The organism is Flavobacterium rhamnosiphilum (assembly GCF_004349195.1).
GTDB lineage: Bacteria > Bacteroidota > Bacteroidia > Flavobacteriales > Flavobacteriaceae > Flavobacterium > Flavobacterium rhamnosiphilum.
In genome coordinates this window covers 1-22,212 of record NZ_SMLG01000016.1, presented here as the reverse complement: position 1 = coordinate 22,212, position 22,212 = coordinate 1, and the positions used below count along the sequence as shown (strand labels likewise).

General features: G+C 33.0%; 22 protein-coding genes, 3 tRNA genes and 1 riboswitch. Of the genes, 7 read left to right on the top strand and 18 right to left on the bottom strand.

Annotation, left to right across the window (positions count from 1 at the left end):
* Positions 1-6: 6 nt before the first annotated feature.
* A riboswitch (cobalamin riboswitch) is annotated at positions 7-285 on the top strand.
* 77 nt (positions 286-362) lie between these two features.
* Positions 363-2,270 (top strand): TonB-dependent receptor plug domain-containing protein, encoded by a 1,908-nt coding sequence (locus E0I26_RS15580; RefSeq protein WP_131917367.1) that lies wholly within the window; start codon positions 363-365, stop codon positions 2,268-2,270.
* 91 nt (positions 2,271-2,361) lie between these two features.
* Here E0I26_RS15580 and E0I26_RS15575 read toward each other — a convergent pair whose 3' ends face one another.
* On the bottom strand, positions 2,362-3,852 hold the full coding sequence (locus E0I26_RS15575) for a S41 family peptidase (protein WP_131917366.1): 1,491 nt from the start codon (positions 3,850-3,852) through the stop codon (positions 2,362-2,364).
* A 119-nt stretch (positions 3,853-3,971) separates the two neighbouring features.
* Here E0I26_RS15575 and E0I26_RS15570 point away from each other — a divergent pair, with 119 nt between their 5' ends.
* From E0I26_RS15570 to E0I26_RS15555, 4 genes are all read left to right on the top strand, one after another.
* Positions 3,972-4,481, top strand: a complete 510-nt coding sequence (locus E0I26_RS15570; RefSeq protein ID WP_131917365.1) for an RNA polymerase sigma factor — start codon at positions 3,972-3,974, stop codon at positions 4,479-4,481.
* Positions 4,468-4,941 carry a hypothetical protein gene (locus tag E0I26_RS15565; RefSeq protein ID WP_131917364.1) on the top strand — a complete coding sequence of 158 codons (474 nt, stop codon included), beginning with the start codon at positions 4,468-4,470 and terminating at the stop codon, positions 4,939-4,941. The genes E0I26_RS15570 and E0I26_RS15565 overlap by 14 nt, the downstream gene beginning before the upstream one ends.
* Positions 4,942-5,002: 61 nt before the next feature.
* The gene (locus E0I26_RS15560; protein ID WP_235831789.1) at positions 5,003-5,578 is read left to right on the top strand and encodes a DUF4252 domain-containing protein; all 576 of its coding nucleotides are present in this window, start codon (positions 5,003-5,005) and stop codon (positions 5,576-5,578) included.
* Position 5,579: 1 nt separating this feature from the next.
* Positions 5,580-6,113: a DUF4252 domain-containing protein gene (locus E0I26_RS15555; protein ID WP_131917363.1), complete on the top strand. Its 534-nt coding sequence runs from the start codon at positions 5,580-5,582 to the stop codon at positions 6,111-6,113.
* A 741-nt stretch (positions 6,114-6,854) separates the two neighbouring features.
* Here the strand turns inward: E0I26_RS15555 and E0I26_RS15550 are convergent.
* The 3 genes from E0I26_RS15550 to E0I26_RS15540 all read right to left on the bottom strand — a co-directional run bounded on the left by E0I26_RS15550 (position 6,855) and on the right by E0I26_RS15540 (position 7,163).
* Positions 6,855-6,937: transfer RNA gene (locus tag E0I26_RS15550), tRNA-Leu, on the bottom strand.
* A 42-nt stretch (positions 6,938-6,979) separates the two neighbouring features.
* Positions 6,980-7,052 (bottom strand) — tRNA-Lys (locus E0I26_RS15545).
* A gap of 38 nt (positions 7,053-7,090) precedes the next feature.
* A tRNA-Lys gene (locus tag E0I26_RS15540) sits at positions 7,091-7,163 on the bottom strand.
* Between the two features lie 127 nt (positions 7,164-7,290).
* Between E0I26_RS15540 and E0I26_RS15535 the strand changes: the two genes are divergently transcribed.
* Complete coding sequence (locus E0I26_RS15535) at positions 7,291-7,809, top strand: shikimate kinase (protein WP_131917362.1); 519 nt, start codon at positions 7,291-7,293, stop codon at positions 7,807-7,809.
* Here the strand turns inward: E0I26_RS15535 and E0I26_RS15530 are convergent.
* Both E0I26_RS15530 and E0I26_RS15525 read right to left on the bottom strand, forming a co-directional pair.
* Positions 7,801-8,301 (bottom strand): phosphoribosyltransferase family protein, encoded by a 501-nt coding sequence (locus E0I26_RS15530; RefSeq protein ID WP_131917361.1) that lies wholly within the window; start codon positions 8,299-8,301, stop codon positions 7,801-7,803. The two genes, E0I26_RS15535 and E0I26_RS15530, sit on opposite strands and share 9 nt — an antisense overlap.
* Before the next feature lie 338 nt (positions 8,302-8,639).
* Complete coding sequence (locus E0I26_RS15525; protein WP_131917360.1) at positions 8,640-9,035, bottom strand: RNA-binding S4 domain-containing protein; 396 nt, start codon at positions 9,033-9,035, stop codon at positions 8,640-8,642.
* Positions 9,036-9,114: 79 nt separating this feature from the next.
* Between E0I26_RS15525 and E0I26_RS15520 the strand changes: the two genes are divergently transcribed.
* A complete protein-coding gene (locus E0I26_RS15520; protein ID WP_131917359.1) occupies positions 9,115-10,140 on the top strand; it encodes an FKBP-type peptidyl-prolyl cis-trans isomerase in 1,026 nt (341 codons plus the stop codon).
* 68 nt (positions 10,141-10,208) lie between these two features.
* Here the strand turns inward: E0I26_RS15520 and E0I26_RS15515 are convergent, their stop codons facing one another.
* The 12 genes from E0I26_RS15515 to E0I26_RS15460 all read right to left on the bottom strand — a co-directional run bounded on the left by E0I26_RS15515 (position 10,209) and on the right by E0I26_RS15460 (position 22,080).
* Positions 10,209-11,162, bottom strand: coding sequence for a transketolase family protein (locus E0I26_RS15515; protein WP_131917358.1), 954 nt, complete (start codon positions 11,160-11,162; stop codon positions 10,209-10,211).
* 83 nt (positions 11,163-11,245) lie between these two features.
* Complete coding sequence (locus tag E0I26_RS15510; protein ID WP_131917357.1) at positions 11,246-12,100, bottom strand: transketolase; 855 nt, start codon at positions 12,098-12,100, stop codon at positions 11,246-11,248.
* Between the two features lie 216 nt (positions 12,101-12,316).
* Positions 12,317-12,880 (bottom strand): YciE/YciF ferroxidase family protein, encoded by a 564-nt coding sequence (locus E0I26_RS15505; RefSeq protein WP_131917356.1) that lies wholly within the window; start codon positions 12,878-12,880, stop codon positions 12,317-12,319.
* Between the two features lie 211 nt (positions 12,881-13,091).
* Positions 13,092-13,376: a rhodanese-like domain-containing protein gene (locus E0I26_RS15500; RefSeq protein ID WP_131917355.1), complete on the bottom strand. Its 285-nt coding sequence runs from the start codon at positions 13,374-13,376 to the stop codon at positions 13,092-13,094.
* A 327-nt stretch (positions 13,377-13,703) separates the two neighbouring features.
* A complete protein-coding gene (locus tag E0I26_RS15495) occupies positions 13,704-14,210 on the bottom strand; it encodes a MepB family protein (protein WP_131917354.1) in 507 nt (168 codons plus the stop codon).
* A gap of 34 nt (positions 14,211-14,244) precedes the next feature.
* On the bottom strand, positions 14,245-14,952 hold the full coding sequence (locus tag E0I26_RS15490; protein WP_131917353.1) for a DUF4328 domain-containing protein: 708 nt from the start codon (positions 14,950-14,952) through the stop codon (positions 14,245-14,247).
* Positions 14,953-15,339: 387 nt separating this feature from the next.
* Positions 15,340-15,927, bottom strand: a complete 588-nt coding sequence (locus tag E0I26_RS15485) for a hypothetical protein (protein ID WP_131917352.1) — start codon at positions 15,925-15,927, stop codon at positions 15,340-15,342.
* A gap of 421 nt (positions 15,928-16,348) precedes the next feature.
* Positions 16,349-16,726, bottom strand: a complete 378-nt coding sequence (locus E0I26_RS15480) for a ribosomal maturation YjgA family protein (RefSeq protein ID WP_131917351.1) — start codon at positions 16,724-16,726, stop codon at positions 16,349-16,351.
* A 234-nt stretch (positions 16,727-16,960) separates the two neighbouring features.
* Positions 16,961-18,481, bottom strand: coding sequence for an amidohydrolase family protein (locus E0I26_RS15475; protein WP_131917350.1), 1,521 nt, complete (start codon positions 18,479-18,481; stop codon positions 16,961-16,963).
* Between the two features lie 105 nt (positions 18,482-18,586).
* Entirely contained in the window at positions 18,587-19,327 is a 741-nt protein-coding gene (locus tag E0I26_RS15470) for a LytTR family DNA-binding domain-containing protein (RefSeq protein WP_131917349.1), read from the bottom strand.
* A 218-nt stretch (positions 19,328-19,545) separates the two neighbouring features.
* A complete protein-coding gene (locus tag E0I26_RS15465) occupies positions 19,546-21,189 on the bottom strand; it encodes a serine hydrolase domain-containing protein (RefSeq protein WP_131917348.1) in 1,644 nt (547 codons plus the stop codon).
* An 81-nt stretch (positions 21,190-21,270) separates the two neighbouring features.
* Positions 21,271-22,080, bottom strand: coding sequence for a helix-turn-helix domain-containing protein (locus tag E0I26_RS15460; protein ID WP_131917347.1), 810 nt, complete (start codon positions 22,078-22,080; stop codon positions 21,271-21,273).
* Between the last annotated feature and the right edge of the window lie 132 nt (positions 22,081-22,212).

Genomic DNA, 22,212 nt, shown 5'->3' with positions numbered 1-22,212 from the left:
TCTTTGCGCCCGTATTGAGGTTGAGGTTTGTTTTTTTCGAACCACATTAAAAGGGAAGAGAGTGATTGAAGATTGATGATTAACGATTTTTGATTTCAGATTTAAAATCCGAAATCATTATTCAAAATTCAAAATTCAAAAATCTAGCGCTGTACCCGCAACTGTAAGCTATTAAGCTTGTTGTTATCTACAAAACCACTGAGTTAGCTGAATTTATTTCAGTTTCTTGGGAAGGTAAACAACAAGACGCAAGCCAGGAGACCTGCCTATTACATCGAGTATCAAACTTTCGGGAAAAAAGGTTTGGGTATGGGTCATTCTATGCTTTTCTCCCAACAATTATTAAAATTTACATTTTTAAAATGAACAAAAAATTCATTCGCTTTAGTGCGATTGCATTGTTATTTGCAATGAACACGTATGCACAAGACCAAGAGCCAAAACAACTTGATGAAGTTGTTGTTTCCGATTCAAAATTTGCATTGCCAAAAGAAAAATCAGGAAAAGTTATTGTAAAAATTACTGCCGAAGATTTAAAGAAAAAAGCAGGACAATCAGTTGCTTCAATTTTAAGTACGGTAGCTGGTGTTGAAATCAATGGAAACCAAAGTAGAAATGGTAAAGATTTGGGACTTTACATTCGTGGAGGAAGAAATCATCAGGTTTTAATCTTGATTGATGGCGTTCCGGTAACTGATGCTTCTGGAATTAGCTTATCGTATGATTTGAGATTGCTTCCAGTGGAGCAAATTGAAAGTATCGAAATCATGAAAGGGGCTTCCAGTACCTTATACGGAACAGGAGCAGCGACCGGAGTTATTAATATTACACTAAAAAAAGCCGGCAAAAAAGCTATTGCAGGGAATGCATATGTGAATATGGGCACGCAAACGGTGGCTAAAAATGATAATTACGACATAAAAGATTTCACCCAAGGATTTGCTTTAAACGGAAGTGCTGAAAAATTTAATTATTTTGCGTCTTTGAACAGCACGGAAACAAGCGGAATTTCAGATGCGAAATCAGCAAATGACGCTGTTGTATTTGAAGATGATCGTTTCTCAAGGGTGAATTCGATAGTGAAACTTGGATTTACACCGACCAAAAAATTAACGTTGGATTTTCTTGCCAATTATGATAGAATGAGAAATGAATTTGACGGCGGTGCTTTTGCAGATGATAAAACGAATCACAGCATTTCAGAACAGTACAGAATAGGATTTTCGCCAAAGTTTAAATACAATAAAGGAGAATTGGTCCTAAATGCAGGGGCAAGTAAAATAGACAGAAACTTCGATATTTATTCCTCTTGGACAAAAACAGTAGATAAATCACTATATCAATCTAGAAATGTCAATGCAGATTTATTCAATAAATATCAAATTATACCTGAATTATTCATTGTGACTGGAGGTCAATTTCAATTTTTTGAAATGGTTAATCTAACACCGTTTGGCGATATACAAAAAGAAAAAGCTAAATTTAGTATTTTAGATCCATACGCTACGGTGGTCTATAATTCAGATTTTGGATTAAATGTAAATACTGGAGCGAGATTGAATATTCATAGTAAATACGGAAATAATTTTGTGTTTAATGTAAATCCTTCTTATACATTTTCTAATGTTCCTTTGAAAATCATTTCTTCTTTTAGTACGGCATATATTACTCCAAGTTTGTACCAATTGTATTCTCCTTATGGGAACGTTGATTTGTCTCCTGAGAAAGATGCCACTGTCGAGGCTGGGGTAGAAGTTGAATTAGCAAATAAAAAAATAACTTTTAATGTGGTTGCTTTCCATAGAGAAGAAAATGAAGCTATTGATTATAGTTTTGTTACCAATAAATATTATAATATTTTTGGAAAAAATATTGTTAGAGGTATTGAAACTATGTTGAATTATTCTTTTACTGAAAAGTTAAAATTTCAAGGAAACTATACATTCTCTGATTTAGACAGATCAACAAAAGTGTTAAATCCGAAACATAAAGTAAATGCGTCTTTAGATTTTCAGGCAACTACAAGATTAGCCATTAGCGCTGCTTATCAGTTTGTGTCAGATAGAGAAGATTTATTCGGATGGCCTTCCAAAGTAGTTGTACTAAAAGATTACCAATTGGTAAATGCGAATGTCCGTTATGAATTAATCAAAAACAGACTAAGTATTTTTGTAGCTGCCGACAATATTTTAGATAAAGATTTTGTTGAGAAAAATGGTTTCAGCACCAGAGGCAGAAACATTAAAGCAGGTTTGAATATCTTGTTCTAAAAAAATAAAATTGCATAGGTTGAAATGAAAAAATCCCGCTTCAAAAACTTGAAGCGGGATTTTTCGTTTACAGTATAGATTTAGAATCTTCTTATTTCAAAGGATTTCTAAAACCTTCGGGTAATTTGTCAATATGCATTTGATTTTGCCCATTCATGGATTTTGAATCTGTAAAATAGATAAAATCTTTGCCTGAGACAGATTGGCTTGTTCTATTTGTAGACGTAGTTCTTCCGGTTATTTTAGCAAAAGCCATGTCTAATAGGGGTTCATTAGATATTAATTCTTCTTTCGAATTTATCATTTTGATTTCTGAGTTTCCAAGAATACCAAAAGTTCTTATAGTTTCTTTTACAAGAAAATCAGGTTCCAATCCACCTAGATAGTCTCCGAAACCATCTGAATTCACGGTGTTGGCGACAATAGGCTGCATAGCATAGCGATGATGTGGATTTCTGTTGGCTGCTCCAAAACTAGGAGAATCGTATAAGGTGATAGAGGCCACATTTTTCCCATAGGTTAGGTCGCCTATTTGTACGACGGGTATATAGGGTTTCAGTCCGTTTATAATTAGCTCACTCGCTGATGCGGTACTTTTTGAAGTCAAGATATAAACCTTGGTCATCTTAAGGACGTTGATTGGTGTAGCATCTATTTTATCAGGGAACAGGTAATTAGTGTTGTTGTCACTGTTTTTTCCATTCCATTCTAGTTTAGCAAATACTTGTCCTGTGAATGTGCCAGTTATCATACTTGCTAATCGTGTAGAAGTAAGAACTGAGCCTCCTCCGTTATAACGTAAATCAAGAACTAAGTCAGTTATTCCTTCTGCTTTTAGGTAACCAAAAGCGTCATTCAATTGGTTGTCATAATTTGAGTAAAAGCCATTGTACATCAAATACCCTATTTTATGAGTCCCATTGACTATTACTTTATTTATAAAAATTGGATTTTCGTCTAAAATTGTTTTGGTCAATGAAACTGATTTTCCGTTAGGGGTAAATATTGGGGCATTATTTGAATCATAAGTAAGATTAGCAAAATTTAAGGTGTAACTTTCGGCTGCTCCATATAATAGGCTTTGGTAATTACTCACCGTAAGTTGTGTTCCATTTACACCATAAAAAACATCTCCACGTTTGATGTCTTTTGGAAAAGCATCTGATCCTGGAAGAATATAGCGTACATAACCAACTACTTCATTGCTGTTGTCTGATTTACGTCTTAGCTCAAAATCAACTCCATTATTTTTGGATGTTCCTTGAAGCGATTTTTCCAATTCTAGATAATCGTCTACGATCCAACTGAATCTATCTTTCGGTTTAAACAGTAAAGCATCAAATAAATTTTCGGGTGCAGGGTATCCGGATAAAAACGTATTTAATTCGGTTTGGTCTGCAAATAGATTTTCATCTAAATTAGGTACTTTGTCTTGCCATAAATAGTATTGGTTGAGTCCTTTCCATATAAAATCTTGGATTTCTAAGCTGGCTGGTGGTGCAATATCATCATTGTCTTGACAGCTTTGGAAAGTGAAAATTGCTATAAATAATAAAAGTGTAAATTTGAAACTTGTTCTCATATGTTGATTTTAATATAATTAACGTAAAAATACTAACTTTAGTTTTATTTTATGTTTTTTGTTGCAAAAATAAAAATGAATCGTCTTCACTATATAACCAGTTTAAAACCTATTTTTTTATGAACCAAAATGAGTTTGTGCTACTCGTGACTCCTTTTAAAGACAAAGTTTTTAGGCTGGCTAAGCGATTGCTCGTAAGTACAGAGGAAGCCGAAGACGCTACTCAGGAAGTTTTGGTGAAATTATGGAGTAAAAATGGAAATTTATCGGGGTACAGCAGCGTAGAAGCATTTGCAATGACAATGACAAAAAATTATTGTTTGGACCAGCTAAAATCGAAAAGAACCGGAAATCTCAAAATTGTTCATACAAATTATGTAGATAAAGAACCGGGTCTGGAGAAGAAAATGGAAGATCTGGACAGTTTGAATTGGGTTGGGAAAATAATGGATAAATTACCTGTTCAACAAAGATTGATAATTCAAATGCGGGATATTGAACAATATGAATTTGAAGAAATCGCAAAAATACTAGATATGAATGAGAGCGCGATTCGGGTGGCGCTTTCAAGAGCAAGGAAAACGATACGGGATTATATGACAGAAACACACAATTATGGAATCAGTTAAGATAGAAAATTTATTAGAAAAATACTTTCAGGGAGAAACCAGTATTGCTGAAGAAAATGAATTACGTAATTATTTTTCTTCACTGGATGTTGCGCAGCATTTAGAACAATACAAACCCATATTTGGGTATTTCTCTCTTGCGGCAGCGCATCAGTTTACGCCAAAAATTCCACCACAATCTAAAAAACGTAATGTTGCGTGGATATCAATTGCGGCTTCGGTTGTTGTTTTGCTGGGAATAGGAACCTATGCTTATTATAGTGCTGATGTAGTGAATAAAAGTCAAGATTTAGGAACGTATGACGATCCTGAAGAAGCTTTCAGAGCAACCCAAAAAGCATTATCATTATTATCAGATAATGTAAATGTTGGCATAGAAAGTGTACAGTATATTCAAGAATATCAAACCACAAAAGACAAAATATTCATTAATGCTAAAAAACAGTCCGGTGGTTCTTAATTGCCTTGAGTAAACAGTAAAAAACAAAAAAAATAATTTTAAACCATAACAATTTAAAAAAATGAAATCAACAATCAATAACAACAAAATGAACAATAATTTCAATAAGAGTAAAAAAATCATACTCACATTAGTATTTGCATTAGTTTCAAGTACATTTTTTGCACAGGCGACTTTTGATAAATTCGACGGGCAAGAAGGCGTAACATCAATCATTGTCAATAAAAAAATGTTTGACTTGATGAGTAAAGTAAAAATGGATACTTCTGATAGAGAAACACAACAATATTTGAGTTTGATAAAAAAACTGGATGATTTGAAAGTATTTACTACTAAAAGTGCCAGAATAGAAGGCGAAATGAAAGCTGTAGCCGATAAATACATAAAAACGGCAGGATTAGAAGAACTGATGCGTGTGAATGAGAACGGCAGAAGCGTTAAAATTTTAGTAAAATCAGGGGCAAGTGATTCTCAAATAAGAGAGTTGTTTATGTTTATTGAAGGTGCTAAAAATGACGACACGGTTTTAATGTCTTTGAAGGGTAATTTCGATTTGAATGAAATTTCAGTTCTTACCAATAAGATGAAAATTCCTGGTGGGGAAGATTTGAAGAAAGCAACTAAAGGAAAAAAGTAAGATGAAAACAGTTTATGGATTAGCACTGCTATTGAGTTTGTTTCTAATGAGTTGTAACTCGGAACCGACCTTGCAAAAGTATTTTGTGGAAAATACCGAAAACAAAAATTTCATCGCTCTTGATGTGTCACCTAATATTCTGAATGTTGATAAAACAAAACTATCAATGGCGCAGAGTGATGCTTTGAAGTCGTTTGACAAGATGAATGTTTTGGCTTTCAAATTAAATGATAAAAATAAAGCGGAATTTGAAATTGAACGTGCCAAAGTTAATTTGATTTTAAAAGACAAAAAGTACCAACAGCTTATGAAGTTTGGTTCTGGAAAAGAAGGTGCTTCGGTGAGCTTCGTAGGGACTGATGAGCATATTGAAGAGTTTGTGTTCTTTGCTAATAAAAAGGAAAATGGTTTTGCTGTTGTTCGAATTTTGGGCAAGGATATGAATCCTACTAATATTATGACTATGATGAGCGTTTTACAGCAATCTAATATTGATTTAGAGCAGTTGAAGCCTTTGCAGCAGTTAATGAAATAAACGTATTCTTAAATAGTGAAAAAGCGTCTTGATATTTTGTCAAGACGCTTTTTTATTGCTATTGATTTTATAATGAGTATAGAAATGCAATTACTTGCAAAACATTTTTATGTTTTTAATGTCACATTTGCTTCCCTATTCTATAGCTTTAATAAAATTCTGGGTAAGCCAGCTTTTTGACTTCAATTAGGAACGTTGAACAATCATCAATGACGCTTTGTTATCCTTCACTTTGTTGTTTATATTGGCTCTGATGATGCAGACATCTCCTTTTTTTGGTTTAAAGTATTGTTTTTTTAGCTTATCCGCCCGTTTATTATTAAATGAAATATCACCAAAAGTGGGTATTGTGAAAACAGTTTTTTGAATGTTATTTTGCAATAGACATACTCTCAATTTGTTATGTTTTGGGAGTTTATATTGCATTAAAATTTAAAGAAATGGTTAGTACCGTGGAGAAGGGAATAATAAAACATGAGAAAAGAAAACAAAAACAATAAGAGATTCCTCTATGTAGGGACATTTTTTTTTATTACTGGGAGTTTATCGATGGGTTTTTTGATAATAATATTTTTTTTTGATTAAACTAGAATGAGCTTTGTAATACCACGCCGACCTAATAATACAAGATTGAAGTTATAAATCGATAGTTGTCGTGTGTATTGTCGTTTAGATATTTAGTATAAAAAAACGCAACTCCTTTGTTTATTGGGGTTGCGTTAGTTTTTTTAATTCCTGATGTGACCACGGTGGGATTTGAACCCACACGCCCTTGCGAGCACCAGCCCCTCAAGCTGGCAAGTCTACCGTTTCTCCACGTGGCCTTAAAAAAGAAAAGGTCAAGTAATAAATTACTCGACCTTTTGTGACCCGACTGGGGCTCGAACCCAGGACCCCATCATTAAAAGTGATGTGCTCTACCAACTGAGCTATCGAGTCAATGCTTCAAGGAAATTATGTGTTGATCACTAAAATTGTGACCCGACTGGGGCTCGAACCCAGGACCCCATCATTAAAAGTGATGTGCTCTACCAACTGAGCTATCGAGTCATATTCTTTCCTTGAATGCGGGTGCAAATATAAGGACTTTATTTGAAGTTTTGCAAGCATTTTTATTATAAATTTGTCTTTTTTTAACAAAAATACTCAACACCTTAATTTGTAAGGTTTTATTAAGATGAAAAAAATTATATTATTAGGTTATATGGGTTGTGGGAAGTCCACAATTGCAAATAAGTTGTCGAAAATTATCGAAATCCCATTTGTGGATTTGGATAAAAAGATAGAAGAGAAAGTAAATTTATCCATAAATGCCATTTTTGAAAAGCACGGAGAAATTTATTTTAGGAAGTTAGAACATGAAGTTTTTGTCGAATTATTGAATTCGCCGGAGCAATTGATCATCGGTTTAGGTGGAGGAACTCCATGCTATGCCAATAATCATGAATTATTAAAAGGCGATAATGTAGTATCTGTTTATCTCAAAGCTTCAATAGATACTTTGTTCAATAGATTGAGTTATGGTAAAAGTAAGCGTCCCCTTATTGCAAATAAAAGTGACGCTGAGATGAAAGAATTTATTGCTAAACATCTTTTTGACAGAAGTTTTTATTACAATCAAGCGCAATATAAGGTGATTGTTGATGATAAGACAATAGACCAGACTGTAGTCGACATTGTTGCAATTTTAGCTTAAATAAGCATAATTGTCGTCGTTTTCGTCAAAAACTACTTGTACGTGTTCGAGTAAAGAAGTAGAAAGTGATATTCCTTTAAAATCAGCTTTTACAGGGTATTTTTTGTGGTTTCGGTCAACAAGGACCGCCGTTTTAAACTTTTTTAAAGGTACATCTATAAAATGCCTCACCGCATAGATTAATGTGGTGCCTGAATTTAGCACATCGTCTACAAGAATTAAGCCTTTATTAGCATACTGTTCTTTTGATAAAGAAGTGTGAATTGGTAATTCGGGATTTTGTTTATTGATTTGTACTTCGCAAAGCGAAACTTTAAGAGGAGAAATGGTTTCTAGAACCAAGGCTATTTTTTTTGCAAATGTAAAACCGTTAGCCGCAATTCCTGCGATTACAATTTCTTCTTCATCTACAAATGTTTCGTAGATTTGGTAAGCAATCCTTTTTATTTTATGCTCAATTTCCTGATTCGTTAAAATGATATTTTTGCTCATTGTTTAAAAATTTTATATTCCCCTCCCCAGCCCTCCCCGAAGGGGAGGGAGCCAGGTTCGGCAAAGGTTATTCGATATTTTCTTGATTGTTATTAAATACTTGTTCGTAATATTATCTAAAAAGTTTTTTTTGCTACGAATTATAATAAATTTTGAATAAAATAATCAAATAAATCTGTGCTAATCCGTATGCTGTTTTTTGTTGTTAGGTAATATTGTGGGCAAATATATTGTTTATTTTAATTTTAAGACTCGTCTCCCCAGAGCAAACGCATCATAATAAAAATTAGCCTCGGGACGTGGCGAAAAATAGATGTTTATTTTTTCATGCGTTTGTCCTACTCGTCTCCCTCCCCTTCGGGGAGGGTTGGGGAGGGGATAAATCCATCAATATCTCTTCTGTCTTTTTTGGTAGGTCTTCCCGTACCATTTTTTCGGTAATGTTCTTTGGATAATTTCAGTAATTCTAAATGTTGATAGGCTTCTGCCGGAGTATCATTTCGTCGGTAAATATCAACTAGTTTAGCCCCAACACGATTCTCGGGTATATCCAAGACGGTGATTATTTGTGTAATTTGGTCTTTTCTGAACGTAATTTTATCAGTAGGGAAAACCTCTTTTGATGGCTTGGCTACAAGACCATTTACAGTCACATGATTCTTTTTACAGGCTTCGGTAACCATATTTCTGGTTTTGTAATACCGCATGCACCATAAATATTTATCTATTCTCATAAATTTTCTAAAATCGGAGTTAAATAGTTTACAAAAATCAATCAATATTGTATCTTGCGCACTTAAAAAATTAGCTATAATGAACAAATTTAAGTATTATTTTATTTTATCAATTACAACTTTCTCTTTATTTTCATGTTCAAAAGATAATGATGCCGCAGAAATCACGCCACCTAGAGATTACGCAGTGCAATATGCAACTGATTTAGCTGATATTGAAGAATATTTAAAAACCTATTATATAGAAGATGTTTCACCTGATGTTGATACTAAAATTGTTAAAATTCCAACAGGAGGAAACCAGCCATCAATCTGGTCTTATAAAGACAATGCAGTTCAGGGAGGGACAACTTTTCCTCAACTTTGGAGTAGAGAGGTAAAGCTTCACAACATAACCTATAAATTATATTATTTAGTGCTTAGAGAAGGAATAGGAGAGTCACCTTCAAATGTTGATGGTATGTTGGTATCCTATAGAGGGGATTATTTAACGAGTAAAACCGAAGCTAATGTTATTACGCTTACTACAACTCAGTTTACAGATGTTAAATATCCAAACGGTTTTGTAGATCTATATGGCTATTTAAGGGGTTGGAAAGAAATAATTCCTCAATTCAAAAGTGGAACTTATGATTCAAATGTAGACGGTACAATTTCTTACAAAGATTTCGGAGCAGGTGTGATGTTTATTCCTTCTGGATTAGCTTATTTTTCTTCGGGACAAGGTACTATACCAGCTTACGCTCCCTTAGTTTTTAATTTCAAGTTATATGAAATACAAAGATTAGATCATGAATTTGTATTTAGTGGTCAGTCAATTGTTCCTATTCCTGATGGTGTTAAGTCGTTTCAGGAAGATTTAGATGGAGATGGATATATGTGGACAAAAGCTGAATTACCTGATGGTGTAATAAATCCTGATGATTCAGATGGTGATGGTATCCCTAATTTCTTGGATGTTGATGATGATGGTGATGGTGTTAGTACAAAAAAAGAAATTACAGGTGCTAATGGCATTTTAATTCCTTTTGCAGATATTCCTAGTTGTGATGGAAATACCACTGATCCAGCGAGAGTAAAAAGACATTTAGTGAAGTGTAATTAAAAAAATACAATTCAAAAAAAATCCAGTTCAATTGAACTGGATTTTTTTTTGGTATAAAAATAAAAAGATTATTTTCTTTTCATTACTCTTTCTACAGCTTCAACAATTGCTTGATTGTTCAATTTGTATTTTTCCATCAATTGTTCTGGTGTTCCTGATTCTCCAAAACTGTCATTAACCGCTACAAACTCTTGTGGAGCCGGACTATTTAACGCTAATACTCTGGAAACGCTTTCGCCAAGACCACCAAGGATGTTGTGTTCTTCGGCAGTAACGATACATTTTGTTTTTGCCAATGATTTCAAAATCGCTTCTTCATCCAATGGTTTGATAGTATGAATATTGATTACTTCAGCAGAAATACCTTTTGCCTCTAAAGCTTCAGCTGCGATTAAAGCTTCCCAAACTAAATGCCCTGTAGCAACAATTGTTACATCAGTACCTTCACTTAAAAGAATCGCTTTTCCTATTACGAAAGGCTCGTCAGCTGGCATGAAATTAGGAACAACCGGACGACCAAAACGCAAGTAAGCTGGACCATGGTGATCTGCTAATGCTAAAGTAGCCGCTTTAGTCTGATTGTAATCACACGTATTGATCACAGTCATTCCTGGTAACATTTTCATTAATCCAATGTCTTCAAGAATTTGGTGTGTTGCACCGTCTTCACCTAATGTTAATCCAGCATGTGAAGCACAAATTTTTACGTTTTTCTCAGAATAGGCTACTGATTGACGAATTTGATCATACACTCTTCCTGTAGAAAAGTTAGCGAAAGTTCCTGTAAAAGGAATTTTACCACCAACTGTTAAACCCGCTGCAATTCCAATCATATTCGCTTCAGCAATTCCAATTTGGAAAAAACGTTCCGGATGATTTTTCTTGAAATCGTCAAATTTTAAAGAACCAATTAAATCCGCACAAAGTGCTACCACATTTTCATTCTTTTGACCTAATTCAGTCATTCCCGCTCCAAAACCCGAACGAGTATCTTTACTTCCTGTATTTGTATATTTTTTCATTTTTCTTTTAAAATTGAAAGATTAAAAAATTGAAAGATTAAAAAAATCTGGAATCAGAAATCGTTAATCAGCAATCTTAATTCTTAGTAGTCGCTTTCGCCTCCAGTATTATAGTTTTGTGCTAGAGCATTCTCCAGTTGAGCATCATTAGGCGCTTTTCCGTGCCATGCATGAGTATTCATCATAAAATCTACACCATTACCCATTTCAGTATGCAACAACACACAAACCGGTTTTCCTTTTCCTGTTCTTGATTTTGCGTCATTCATTCCAGCAATGATAGCTTCGATATCATTCCCTTTTTCAATTTCTAAAACATCCCAATCAAAAGCTTCAAATTTAGCGCGGATACTTCCCATTGCTAAAACTTCATCAGTTGTACCGTCAATTTGTTTTCCGTTTAAATCGATCGTAGCGATAAGATTGTCTACTTTTTTTGCAGAAGCATACATGATAGCTTCCCAGTTTTGACCTTCTTGTAATTCACCATCTCCGTGAAGCGTGTAAATAATATGGTTGTCACCATTTAATTTTTTAGCTTGAGCGGCACCAATTCCTACTGATAATCCTTGTCCCAAAGAACCTGATGCAATACGTACTCCAGGTAAACTGTCATGAGTTGTTGGGTGACCTTGTAGTCTTGAATTGATCAAACGGAAAGTAGCCAGTTCTGATACCGGAAAATAACCGCTTCTCGCTAAAACGCTGTAGAAAACAGGAGAAATATGTCCGTTTGAAAGGAAAAAAAGATCTTCTCCAATACCGTCCATATCAAAACCTTCTTTGCGTTCCATCAAGTTTTGGTATAAGGTTACCAGAAATTCAGTACAACCTAGAGAACCACCTGGGTGACCTGAATTGACAGCGTGTACCATTCGAAGAATATCTCTTCTGACTTGGATTGTTAAATCGTTTAATTGTTGTGTGTTAGGCTTCATTTTGTGTGTAAAAGTTAAACTGCTGCAAATGTAATTTTTATTTAGGGTTACCGCAAAAGTTTTTATGAATATTTAATGTATGATTCCGTTAGAATTTATGTGGAATAAAATTACCGGTATGACTTTGTATAATTCACAAAAAAGCCCACATTTTGTGGGCTTTTTTGTGAGTGGAGAAATAAAAAAGAAGGGTAGATTCTCCAACTGTAATTATATTTAAGTATTCGTAATTGCATCAGCCCTGTGCGCTTGACTGTTGATGGCATTTAAAGCAATTCCGGTTAATGCAGCATCTGTTCTTTTTTCTTCATCAAGACTCATGGCCAATAAACTAGCTACTTTGTCTTCCCCTAAGGTTTTAGCAAAAGCATGCAGCGTACCATAAGTAGCAATTTCATAATGTTTTACCTTTTGATCTGCTGCAATAATTCCGGCATCTCGCACTACGCCAATATCAGTTTGTCTTATCAAGCTATTGGTTTCTTTCAATATGCCTCCCATAGCTTCGCATTTTATAGCAGTCGCTTCAACGCCAGTTACTTCAAATATTTTTTCCAAACGCGAAACGTGTTCTTTTGTTTCACTCAATTGGTTTTTTAAAGAGTTAACTAATTCTGGTGATGATGCATTTTTCATCATTTTTGGCAACGTTTTAGTTAATACTTTCTCTGCCCAATAAATATCTTTCAATCCAACTTCAAATAAATCTCTCAATCCATGTGTTGCATTTGCTTGTACAGCTCCTTTGCTATTTTCGTTTTTACTAATTTGAGTTCTCATAACAGTAGTTTTTAAGATTAATTTTTTATGAGGAATACTAAATAGGGTATTCTCTCAAACAAACTCATTACTTAATTTTTTAAGTACGATAAAATTAAACATATTAAAATGGAATAAACTGTTAATTAACTAATTGTAAATACGAAATATATGATTTTTAAAGAAATTAACTTTCTGCTTTTAGTTTTGAATTGTTCTTGGGAATACCTTTTTAACTGATTTGAGATTGATAATAATTAACATCCAGCCATGAACCGCCGTTGTAACATTCAATTCCGTGTTGTGTCAAAAAATGTTGCGCTTGTCCACTTCTATTTCCCGATGCGCAACAAAGGATTAACGGAGCTTTAAGCTCTTGTATTTCCTGCATTCTATGTGGTATTTCATTCAAAGGAGTATTTATGGAGCCAGCAACATGACCGCCCATAAATTCATCATAGGAACGCACATCGACTATAGTTCCCAGTTTTTCTTTAATTATTTTTGCTACTTCCATTTTGTTATTTTTTAAAGATTATTCAGCCTTTTATGTAAATTTTAGCGTTGCAAAATTACGATTACACAGCTGATTTTTTGGTGTCATTTGTTACATAACAAAAAAAATATTGAGTTTTTTATTAAAAGGGGTCAACGAATAAAGTAAGACTTTTAGAAAGAATTGCTCTATTACATTTTTAAAGCAAGGTTTGTGTAACTGAATCTTGAAATCGTAGGTTTGACATAAAAAAGGAACAGCTCAATAGATTTTTTGTTTCTTGTTACAATTCAAAAAGAGCGTGTTTTATTTAGCGATTGCAATTAAGGAATTTTTTTACAGCGATTATTAATCTATTATAGCATAAAGCTGTTTCGCTCTTTCTAAATTTATGGGTTGATTCAAAGGAATTTCTAAAAAATATTCCAGTTGCCATTTTTGGGTTTTTTGTGCTTGTTTGTTGACTGTCAAATCCCAAGGTGGATACACACGGATTCCTCGTTTTCCTTCTTTTAAATTGGCAGTTATAATACCTTGTTGGCAAAGCACAGATTTTGGAAATATAAATTGACCAAATTGATTGTCACTTTTAGTGTTTATAATAAAAAAATCAATCTCGTCTGAAATAGCATAAGGCTCGATTGGCCCTTTTCCAATTCTTTTCCAAAAAGTGACAAATTGCCCAATCTTTGTTGGGGTAATTTTGGCAACACGAAAGAGTATTTTAACTATATCAAGATCAAATTTACTGGCGCCATATTCAGTACTTTCTTTTTCTATTTCAAGATTTCGGAGTTCAAAACCACATTTGTCAAATACAAGCTCTTTAGTCTCAATTAGGTTTTCTGGAATCATTAGTGTTGTTGTTTGGGCTTTTTTAGAAGAGAAACTAATTTTCTAAAGGCTGTAAGTCAGTATCAGGTAAGATTTTTTCTTCTTCTCCATCCTTCAATTCATAAAGTAAAGGTTCAATTTCAGAATAATCTTTAATCACTTTTACAGTAATTATGGCTAAAGGAATACCAATTATTGAAGCAATAATACTTGCAACTGTGGTCACGGTCAATTCATCAATTGTCTCAGCCTTCAAGGAATATCTAAAAATGAATTGGCCTAATAATGAAGAAATAATCCATAACGCCCACCACCATCCAATGGAATGCGTTGTTAGATTTTGAGCATAATTTTCATTCTTTTTAGAGAGCAAACTTTGTGTTTCCTGATACAATTCTTTCATGATTTGGTTGGGTCTATAAAGACATATGATTGGTACAAACCAGCAACCAGCAGCCCATCCTTCGGTGAATGATAAACTTTCTGCTTTTAGATGAAGATTGTAATAGGCTCTCCTAAACCATCGTATAAAAGTAATCCCTGAAATTATAAAGACTGCCAAATAAATTATTGCTATAATTCGTTGTCTTAAATCATTATCTGTAGCTGTTTCAGTTGAGATTTGTCCGCCATTTGCAACAGTTTGTAATAAATCATATTGTAAATAATCAGATAGCAATGAAATTATTTCGACTGTAAGCACAATCCATAGTAGCATAATGGCAATTTTTGCTCTTTGGCCATTGGGTTTTAAATTTTCCATTTATGATTCCTCATTTTATAATTTGTACAATTTTAAAGCGTCTATTCATTCCAGTTTAATCGGAGTAAATGTATACGATTTAACTGACTAAAACTACTTTTAAAAAGAAATATATTCGTTTAAAAGGACTTAAATAAGGTTGCTTTTCTTACGATTGTATTTTTTATTTAAATTTTGAAAAGAGTTGTTACCGTAGGATTAGTCTTTACTTTATGTTTTTTAGTAGTCTGCAAAAAGTATTGTTTGGTATTAGTTACGGATAGTCCTGTTTTTTTATGAATTATGGAATTCTTTTTACAGGCACGGAAAATATTTTCGCATTATCAAATCCGCTAGATCGGGTTAATTTATCCGATTTTAAACCTTTAGCAGCACTCATTAATTGTGTCATCTGTCCTTCTTGTGTTGATTCGAAGAGACTATATTTACGAGTGCTGATGTCACATATGATACGGTTGGTCGAACACCTAAATAGAGTACGACACCTATTAACGCTATTATAGATCCTACTCCAGTTGGAAGCACTGCGCCAAAAGTGACCGTCATACCAATCACAAAGCCTAGAATGCATTCTGCCCGATAAATTGGAAAAAATAGTGCCAGTATAAAAACCCCAATAAGCATGTAGCCGGGTATTTCAGAATAACCAAAGGTGAAAAAGGCAGAAAGTAGCATTCCAAAAAATAGAGCACCAACGAATCCATAAAGTATATTTATAGGAAATGTTGCTGCTTGTGATTTTTCATCATTGTTATTAATTAATCTCTTTTGAATCCGATAGAGTAGAAACCAGGTAAGTAAAGGAATTAAAAGACCTCCCCACCAATTTGAAATTTCAGGCAAGTCTTCCCGTGCCAATATATGATGACTTGGTACACCTCCATGATAATGGTTCCAAGTTAATAGTGACCAAATAGCAATTGTTACTATTCCAGTAAAGTACAGACGGGTCTTAAAAAACATTTTTTCGCTCATCTAATCTGATTTTAAAATATTTGTTCATTCATTGTCGGCATTTAGTTTGACTATTACCTCCCGTGGTTTTGCGTCTGTTACGGGATTTGGAACAGAGTATTTTCTGATACCAAAAACGAAGTTATGGAAAAAATGGATACAATTTTCTACAAACGAGCAATGGCAAGGTCAAACGCATTAAAAATTGAACCACATAGAAATATAGAATTTAACTTTTGATTTAAATGGGTTCCGAACAGTCGAAATTTAGGTGACATAGAAAAAAAGCCAATGCTTTTTTTTCTATTGTAAACTCTTATCTCCGTCAAAATTTATTTTTACAGGAATAAACACTATGTTTCTATGTGGTTTAAACTTTAATTTTAATGCGTTTGACGTGAGCAATGGCGTCAAGCTACAGTAGTGCGAAGCCATTTGCATTTTATTCTCTCGTTTTAAAGTGAATTTTTTCAATGCTGATTACAGTCAAAATTCCAAGAATATAGGCAAGCAAATCAATCCAGGCAAATGAATTTCCAAGAACGGCTTTGGCAATTTCTGAATGCTGTAAACCCAGTTTTTCAACCGCATTAAAATATTGTGCGATTTCGATAGCAAAGGAAAAGACCAACACAATACATGCGGCAACCCAAACCGACACGTTTAGAAACGATTTTAGAAAACAATAGAGTAGAATGACCACTAAAAAATCTCCAAAATAGGGTCTGATAAAGTTATCATGAACAAACAAAGCAATTGCAATTTCTATGAGAAAAAGTAAGACTGTAATCGCAAAATATTTTGGGTTGAATTGTAACATATTGGTTGTCTAAAGTTTTATTATTTGCATTTTATGACTGTCCGTTATACATCTTATGAATAAAATTTAGCTGTTTTGTCATTTCGACGAAGGAGAAATCACATAACGAGAGCAACTAATGTGATTTCTCCTTCGTCGAAATGACAAAATTAAATACATAGGTATTAGTAACGGACAGTCATATTACATTTTTATTCCATTCGTTTTTGATGTTCACTTATTTTTATTGTTTTTTCAATTTAAGTATTCGTCAATTTTTATACTTCTGTTTTCATTATTTGCCGCTTCTATGGCTTTCAAAATAGTGGCGATTTGGGTTTTATCAATCCTATATTTATCAAAAAAAACATATTCAATAGTCTTTGTGTTTTTAATATCTTCTAATGGGTTTTTTGAAAGTAGCACTAAATCGGAATTATAGCCGATTTTAATTTTTCCTGTGTTGCTTTTCATCCAACTACTTGGTGCAACGGTTGCCGAATAGAGTGCTTGTGAATTAGTCATTCCGGATTTAGACAAAGATTCTAATTCATTATGAAGTGAAAATCCTGGGACAACAGTTGCTACATTGGCATCAGTTCCAGCCATAATTGTAACTTTATTATCAACCAATGCTTTTGTCATAATATGAATAGCTTCTACATAAGTATTCCAAAAAACTAATGATATTCTTCTTGCCTCGGGTTCATCTTTTCCATCATACTCATATCCATTTTTACTTGGTAACCAGCCTAATTTATAAAGTGGAGTTCCTTCAATAATTTTAGGATTGGCATATCTTAATTCTATTTCTTTAAGTTTAGATTTTAAGGCAAATCTTTGTTTTGGAAGACTTTCAATTAACGAAATAGTTGAAGTAACACTAATGTTATTCTCCTTTAGCTTTTTTGCAATTTGGTCTGCATGTGCTTTTAAAAAATTGAGGTATTCTTCTGGATTTTTAGAAATTGATTTCCCGAAATCATCCATGTTTTTTACGGTTAGTTCTTCAATGTGAGCAATCTCTTTTTGACCTGATTGATAAAAAGTTTTTAAATTAACTAATGGGATATGACCAATGACAGGAATATTGTTCTCTTTGGCAATCTCTATTGTAGTTTTAAACATTTCCGGAGTAACAAAACCGTACATTTTAACGGCATCATAGCCTTGTTCTTTTATTCTCTTTATCTCCTTTTGTGCGTCATTTTTAGTTGAATAATTGATGGACTGTCTGGTCCAACTATAATAATAACCTGTTAATCCACTTTCACTATATATTGGAGGAGATGCGATAAACATTCGTGGCCCAATGCCATTTTTTTGTATTGATTTTCTCCATTCTAAAGCTATAGGCCTTCCAGCCATTTCTCTAACATAGGTTACGCCATTAACTAAATATAAAAATAAATCATTTTTACTTTCTTTTAAATGAACGTGACTGTCCACAAGGCCTGGAATCAGGTATTTGTTTGTACCATCAATGATAGTAGCTGTGCTATCCATAAGTTGATTTTCGCCTAAACGAATTATCTTTCCGTTTTTAATAATTACATCTTGATTTTTTAAAAAATAAGTACAATCTTCTGAAAGTACGTTGGCGTTTTTTATTTGAATTATTTTGGATGGTTTAACAATTGAAGAAATAGTTATAACTTCAGTTGATTTGCCCAAAACCTTATTTAATTCATTATCTGCCCAGATAAAAACGCCAATAAAAACGACTAACAATATCATAGCGGCGTATAGTAATCTCCTAAACCATAGTTTTTTCATAATTTATTTTATTTTGATTTGAGAGGCAAAAATAAACTGAAACACATCGTAATATACGGTGTAATGAGGGGTTAGGTATGAAATATGCCATTTTAGGTACGAAAATTATAAGGACAATAAATGCTCCTTGTAATTTTTAGAAACAGGCAGTTCAATTTGAGTGAGAGAAATGGTATCCTGATTTTTCCAAGCCTTAAAATGTGTTGGATTTATTAAATGGGAACGATGCACTTGAACTAAAAAGTCGAAATCATGCTGAACTTTTTTAAGCGTACTTCGAATTAATTTTGTTTTTAGTTGGCTCTCCTCTATAAAGAAAATCTCAACATAATTTTGCGAATTAGAAACGCAGACCAAGTCCTGTTTTCTTATTTTTAAAATATCTAATTTATTTTCTCCCCTTATCGCGATATACTCTTCTTTTATGGGAATTAGCTTAACCGAGTATCCTCGTGCCAATAGTATTATCGGAGTTGAAATCAAAGCTGATTTCAGAATTATGATCCGTAAAAATTCAAAAAAATCATATCCTCCATTTAGAACGGGGCTTTTGTAATAGCTATAGGTACTCACTAAAAAAAGCAGCTGAAAAAAAACAAGGCTAACGATTTCAAAACCAACATTCCATTTTGACACTTTTTGATAAACACTTTTTTGAATTATAGCCAGTAATCCGTAGCATAGAAATGCAATTAGGCTAAATCCAACACTTATAAGAAGCCACATTTTAAAGCTTATTGTTCCATCGTCAAATGGTTTTATGAAAAAAGCGAAAATGAAAAGCCAAATACTGATGAAGATTCCTATTAGTAAATGATGCTTGATTGATGGGTTTAATTTTTTCATTTTAATAAAAAGGGACTATTCTATAATGGGATATTTGTTTTTGAAATTTATCTCAAAAGTTATGCTGGCAAAAAGTCACGTCGTTTGGTCGCTTGACGATGTGGCGGATTAAGGAAGCCTAATTTTTCGGTTACTGACTATTTTACAAGTACAAAACCAACTTCAAATTAAGCCCAAACCCGTCATATTGCCAAACGCTGTGGTATGCCTTTTTCTTGTTATTTTGTTATTGCTGATATTAAATATTCCTGCATAATCTTTTCAACTTGTTTGTGTCCGTATGCCGTATTATATGCTGTCGAAGTAATTACAATTACAATAGGCTGATCTTTAAAAATGAAAATTCTATTGCCACCATTACCGCTTGAATAATAAACTTCATAATCCACGCCATTTACTTTGTACGTTTTATTCCAAAATAGATAACCATAATACTCGTTTTCTGATATTGTCATTTGGTGTGATAAACTTTTTGCTATCCATTCTTGCGAAAGAATTTGTTCACCATTCCAAGCACCTTTATTTTGGTATAATTGCCCAAATTTAGCAAAATCCAACGAACGTAATTGAATACCACCTGCTGTATTAGCCACTTTTTGAGGTGTAAATTCCCATCTGTAATTAGTAATTCCAAGTGGTTTGAATAAATTTTTGTCGGCATATTTCTCTAAACCATTTGGTACAGATTTATGAATTATGTCGCCTATAACTATACAGCCAGCCGTAAAGTAATCCCACTGCTTGTCTACTACTTTTGTTTTGTCAATAGGAAGGTTTAATGTAAAGTCAACCCAATTTTTTGTAGGATACATATTTTCTTCGTTACCAATTGATTCAGAATTCATATCGGAACCTTCAAAATTGGAACTCATTGTCAGCAAACTTTTTAAAGTAACACTATCTTTTGATGTGGAATAGTTTTGAAAGGATTTTAGATCGTAAAACTCTTTTAGTGTTTGCGTTTCACTTTTTATGTAACCTTCTTTGATGGCAATTCCCAAAATAGTTGAAGCAAATGATTTGCCAACAGACCTTGTGTCGTGAAGTGTATTTCGGTTCACATCATTAAAATACTCTTCAATTAATAATTTGCCTTCTTTAATTACAACAATACTTGTAATATTTTTGAATGTTTGGTTGGCTATTTTTCTATTTAATTCTTCAATTTTGGATTTATCAAAATTATCTTTTGAAATTTGCCAATCTTTTAATGGCTTTATCGATTGAAAACGAACCATTTTTTCATTAACCTTAATTTCAGGAATAATAATTTTTATTTGTCCTTCGGCAATTATATTTCCAGATATTACCTCGGTTAATTTTAGATAAGGTCTGATTTCAATTTTAAGAAGATGTTCGCCATTTGTAAATGCTTCTTGTCCGCCATTAGTTAAAAATCTATTCCAAAGAAATCTACCCCAAGAATCTTCATTGGTTGAACTTATTAAAGGAACTCTTAAAATTGTCTTCTGATTTTTGCTATCAGCACTTCCTGCTCCAACATTTAGATTTTCAACATAAATTTTTTTTTTGTCAACTATAAATGTAAATTGATAATTCCCATTTTTTGTAAGTTCATCTGCGGTTAGTTTTGGCGAAAGCAAGTGAAGGTAATTTGTCAAAGAGTTTCCTAAAAACACTCGGATATTAAAATCAGTTTTTTCTTTGAGTTCAAATGATTCTAAGAAATCCGTTTCTTTGAAATTTTCTATAGGTACAATTTGTCCCATAAAGGCAATTTTTCCAATGTTCGCTTTGTGAATAGGATAAATGATGCTGTCACTTTTTACAAAGTTACTTGTTTGGCTGAAAGTGATTAGCCAAAATAGATTGGCAAAAGCCAGGATTAAAATCCTTTTCATGTTATTTAGTTTTAAAATTCGACTTCAAAATTATTGCTAAAATTAATTTAAAAATAGAATAAGATTAACATTTGAAGAAAATTAACCAAAAAGGATTTTTCTATATTCTGAGGGATTGATTCCATTAATTTCTTTGAAACAACGTGTAAAATGACTTTGGTCAGAAAAGCCACACTCAAATGCTATTGCTGTCAAATCTAACTTTTTTTGAGAAATTAACTCTAATGATTTTTCTACTTTTAATTTTCTAATGTATTCACCAAAACTAGAATTAAAATATTTTGAAAAATCTCTTGACAAATGAACAGGATGAATGTTTAAAGTTTTTGACAAATATTCTAAAGAAAGATTATCTGAAAATTGGTCATTCAGTATCATATTTATTTCACTAACCCAATTGGGTTTTTTATTAGATTTAGATTGATTATTTTGTAGCATTTTTGCTAAAGTTTCTAGCAATAGCATTTGAATTGAAAGTTGAGATTGGTTATCATCAACTTTTGTTTCTCTAAAAATTTTATACATTAAAAACTTCAAATCAGAATTCGATATATTGATGCTTCCTTGTAAATCCTTTGTGTCAAAATCTAAATCATCAAACCAGTTTTTCTCTATTTCAATATGAAAACCTCTTGTAAATCCTTCGGGTTTGATATTATAATGTGGATCTTGCCAATTATGAAATAATAAACTACCGGCAGAACAATTGTAGATTTCTTTTTTATTACCTTCTATTAAGTTTCCTTGAAGGATAAAAGTAAAATATGCGTTTTCGTGATAATGCCAATCTACTTTATCATGAGTATAAACCGTATCGGTCAAAGTAATTCCTTCTAAATTAATAGTTTTATTCGTTTGTCCGTAAAATTCTCCTTTTAGTGATTGTTTCATTTGGTTAGCATTTTGTTTCTCGAAAACATCAAACAACGTTCCCGCGCTACAAGCAGTTTGGGGTTAAATCAGCGTTATTTTTCGGATTTGCCAAATCATTCCAAATACAAAACCAACTTTGCATTAAGCCTA

What these genes read in the sequence shown, in the direction of transcription:
- E0I26_RS15535 (WP_131917362.1), top strand. Translation starts at nt 7,291, where the DNA reads ATGAAAAAAATTATATTATTAGGTTATATGGGTTGTGGGAAGTCCACA.
- E0I26_RS15495 (WP_131917354.1), bottom strand. Translation starts at nt 14,210, where the DNA reads ATGATTCCAGAAAACCTAATTGAGACTAAAGAGCTTGTATTTGACAAA.
- E0I26_RS15560 (WP_235831789.1), top strand. Translation starts at nt 5,003, where the DNA reads ATGAAATCAACAATCAATAACAACAAAATGAACAATAATTTCAATAAG.
- E0I26_RS15530 (WP_131917361.1), bottom strand. Translation starts at nt 8,301, where the DNA reads ATGAGCAAAAATATCATTTTAACGAATCAGGAAATTGAGCATAAAATA.
- E0I26_RS15515 (WP_131917358.1), bottom strand. Translation starts at nt 11,162, where the DNA reads ATGAAAAAATATACAAATACAGGAAGTAAAGATACTCGTTCGGGTTTT.
- E0I26_RS15565 (WP_131917364.1), top strand. Translation starts at nt 4,468, where the DNA reads ATGGAATCAGTTAAGATAGAAAATTTATTAGAAAAATACTTTCAGGGA.
- E0I26_RS15500 (WP_131917355.1), bottom strand. Translation starts at nt 13,376, where the DNA reads ATGGAAGTAGCAAAAATAATTAAAGAAAAACTGGGAACTATAGTCGAT.
- E0I26_RS15520 (WP_131917359.1), top strand. Translation starts at nt 9,115, where the DNA reads ATGAACAAATTTAAGTATTATTTTATTTTATCAATTACAACTTTCTCT.
- E0I26_RS15475 (WP_131917350.1), bottom strand. Translation starts at nt 18,481, where the DNA reads ATGAAAAAACTATGGTTTAGGAGATTACTATACGCCGCTATGATATTG.
- E0I26_RS15480 (WP_131917351.1), bottom strand. Translation starts at nt 16,726, where the DNA reads ATGTTACAATTCAACCCAAAATATTTTGCGATTACAGTCTTACTTTTT.
- E0I26_RS15465 (WP_131917348.1), bottom strand. Translation starts at nt 21,189, where the DNA reads ATGAAAAGGATTTTAATCCTGGCTTTTGCCAATCTATTTTGGCTAATC.
- E0I26_RS15575 (WP_131917366.1), bottom strand. Translation starts at nt 3,852, where the DNA reads ATGAGAACAAGTTTCAAATTTACACTTTTATTATTTATAGCAATTTTC.
- E0I26_RS15490 (WP_131917353.1), bottom strand. Translation starts at nt 14,952, where the DNA reads ATGGAAAATTTAAAACCCAATGGCCAAAGAGCAAAAATTGCCATTATG.
- E0I26_RS15555 (WP_131917363.1), top strand. Translation starts at nt 5,580, where the DNA reads ATGAAAACAGTTTATGGATTAGCACTGCTATTGAGTTTGTTTCTAATG.
- E0I26_RS15525 (WP_131917360.1), bottom strand. Translation starts at nt 9,035, where the DNA reads ATGAGAATAGATAAATATTTATGGTGCATGCGGTATTACAAAACCAGA.
- E0I26_RS15570 (WP_131917365.1), top strand. Translation starts at nt 3,972, where the DNA reads ATGAACCAAAATGAGTTTGTGCTACTCGTGACTCCTTTTAAAGACAAA.
- E0I26_RS15485 (WP_131917352.1), bottom strand. Translation starts at nt 15,927, where the DNA reads ATGAGCGAAAAAATGTTTTTTAAGACCCGTCTGTACTTTACTGGAATA.
- E0I26_RS15510 (WP_131917357.1), bottom strand. Translation starts at nt 12,100, where the DNA reads ATGAAGCCTAACACACAACAATTAAACGATTTAACAATCCAAGTCAGA.
- E0I26_RS15460 (WP_131917347.1), bottom strand. Translation starts at nt 22,080, where the DNA reads ATGAAACAATCACTAAAAGGAGAATTTTACGGACAAACGAATAAAACT.
- E0I26_RS15580 (WP_131917367.1), top strand. Translation starts at nt 363, where the DNA reads ATGAACAAAAAATTCATTCGCTTTAGTGCGATTGCATTGTTATTTGCA.
- E0I26_RS15470 (WP_131917349.1), bottom strand. Translation starts at nt 19,327, where the DNA reads ATGAAAAAATTAAACCCATCAATCAAGCATCATTTACTAATAGGAATC.
- E0I26_RS15505 (WP_131917356.1), bottom strand. Translation starts at nt 12,880, where the DNA reads ATGAGAACTCAAATTAGTAAAAACGAAAATAGCAAAGGAGCTGTACAA.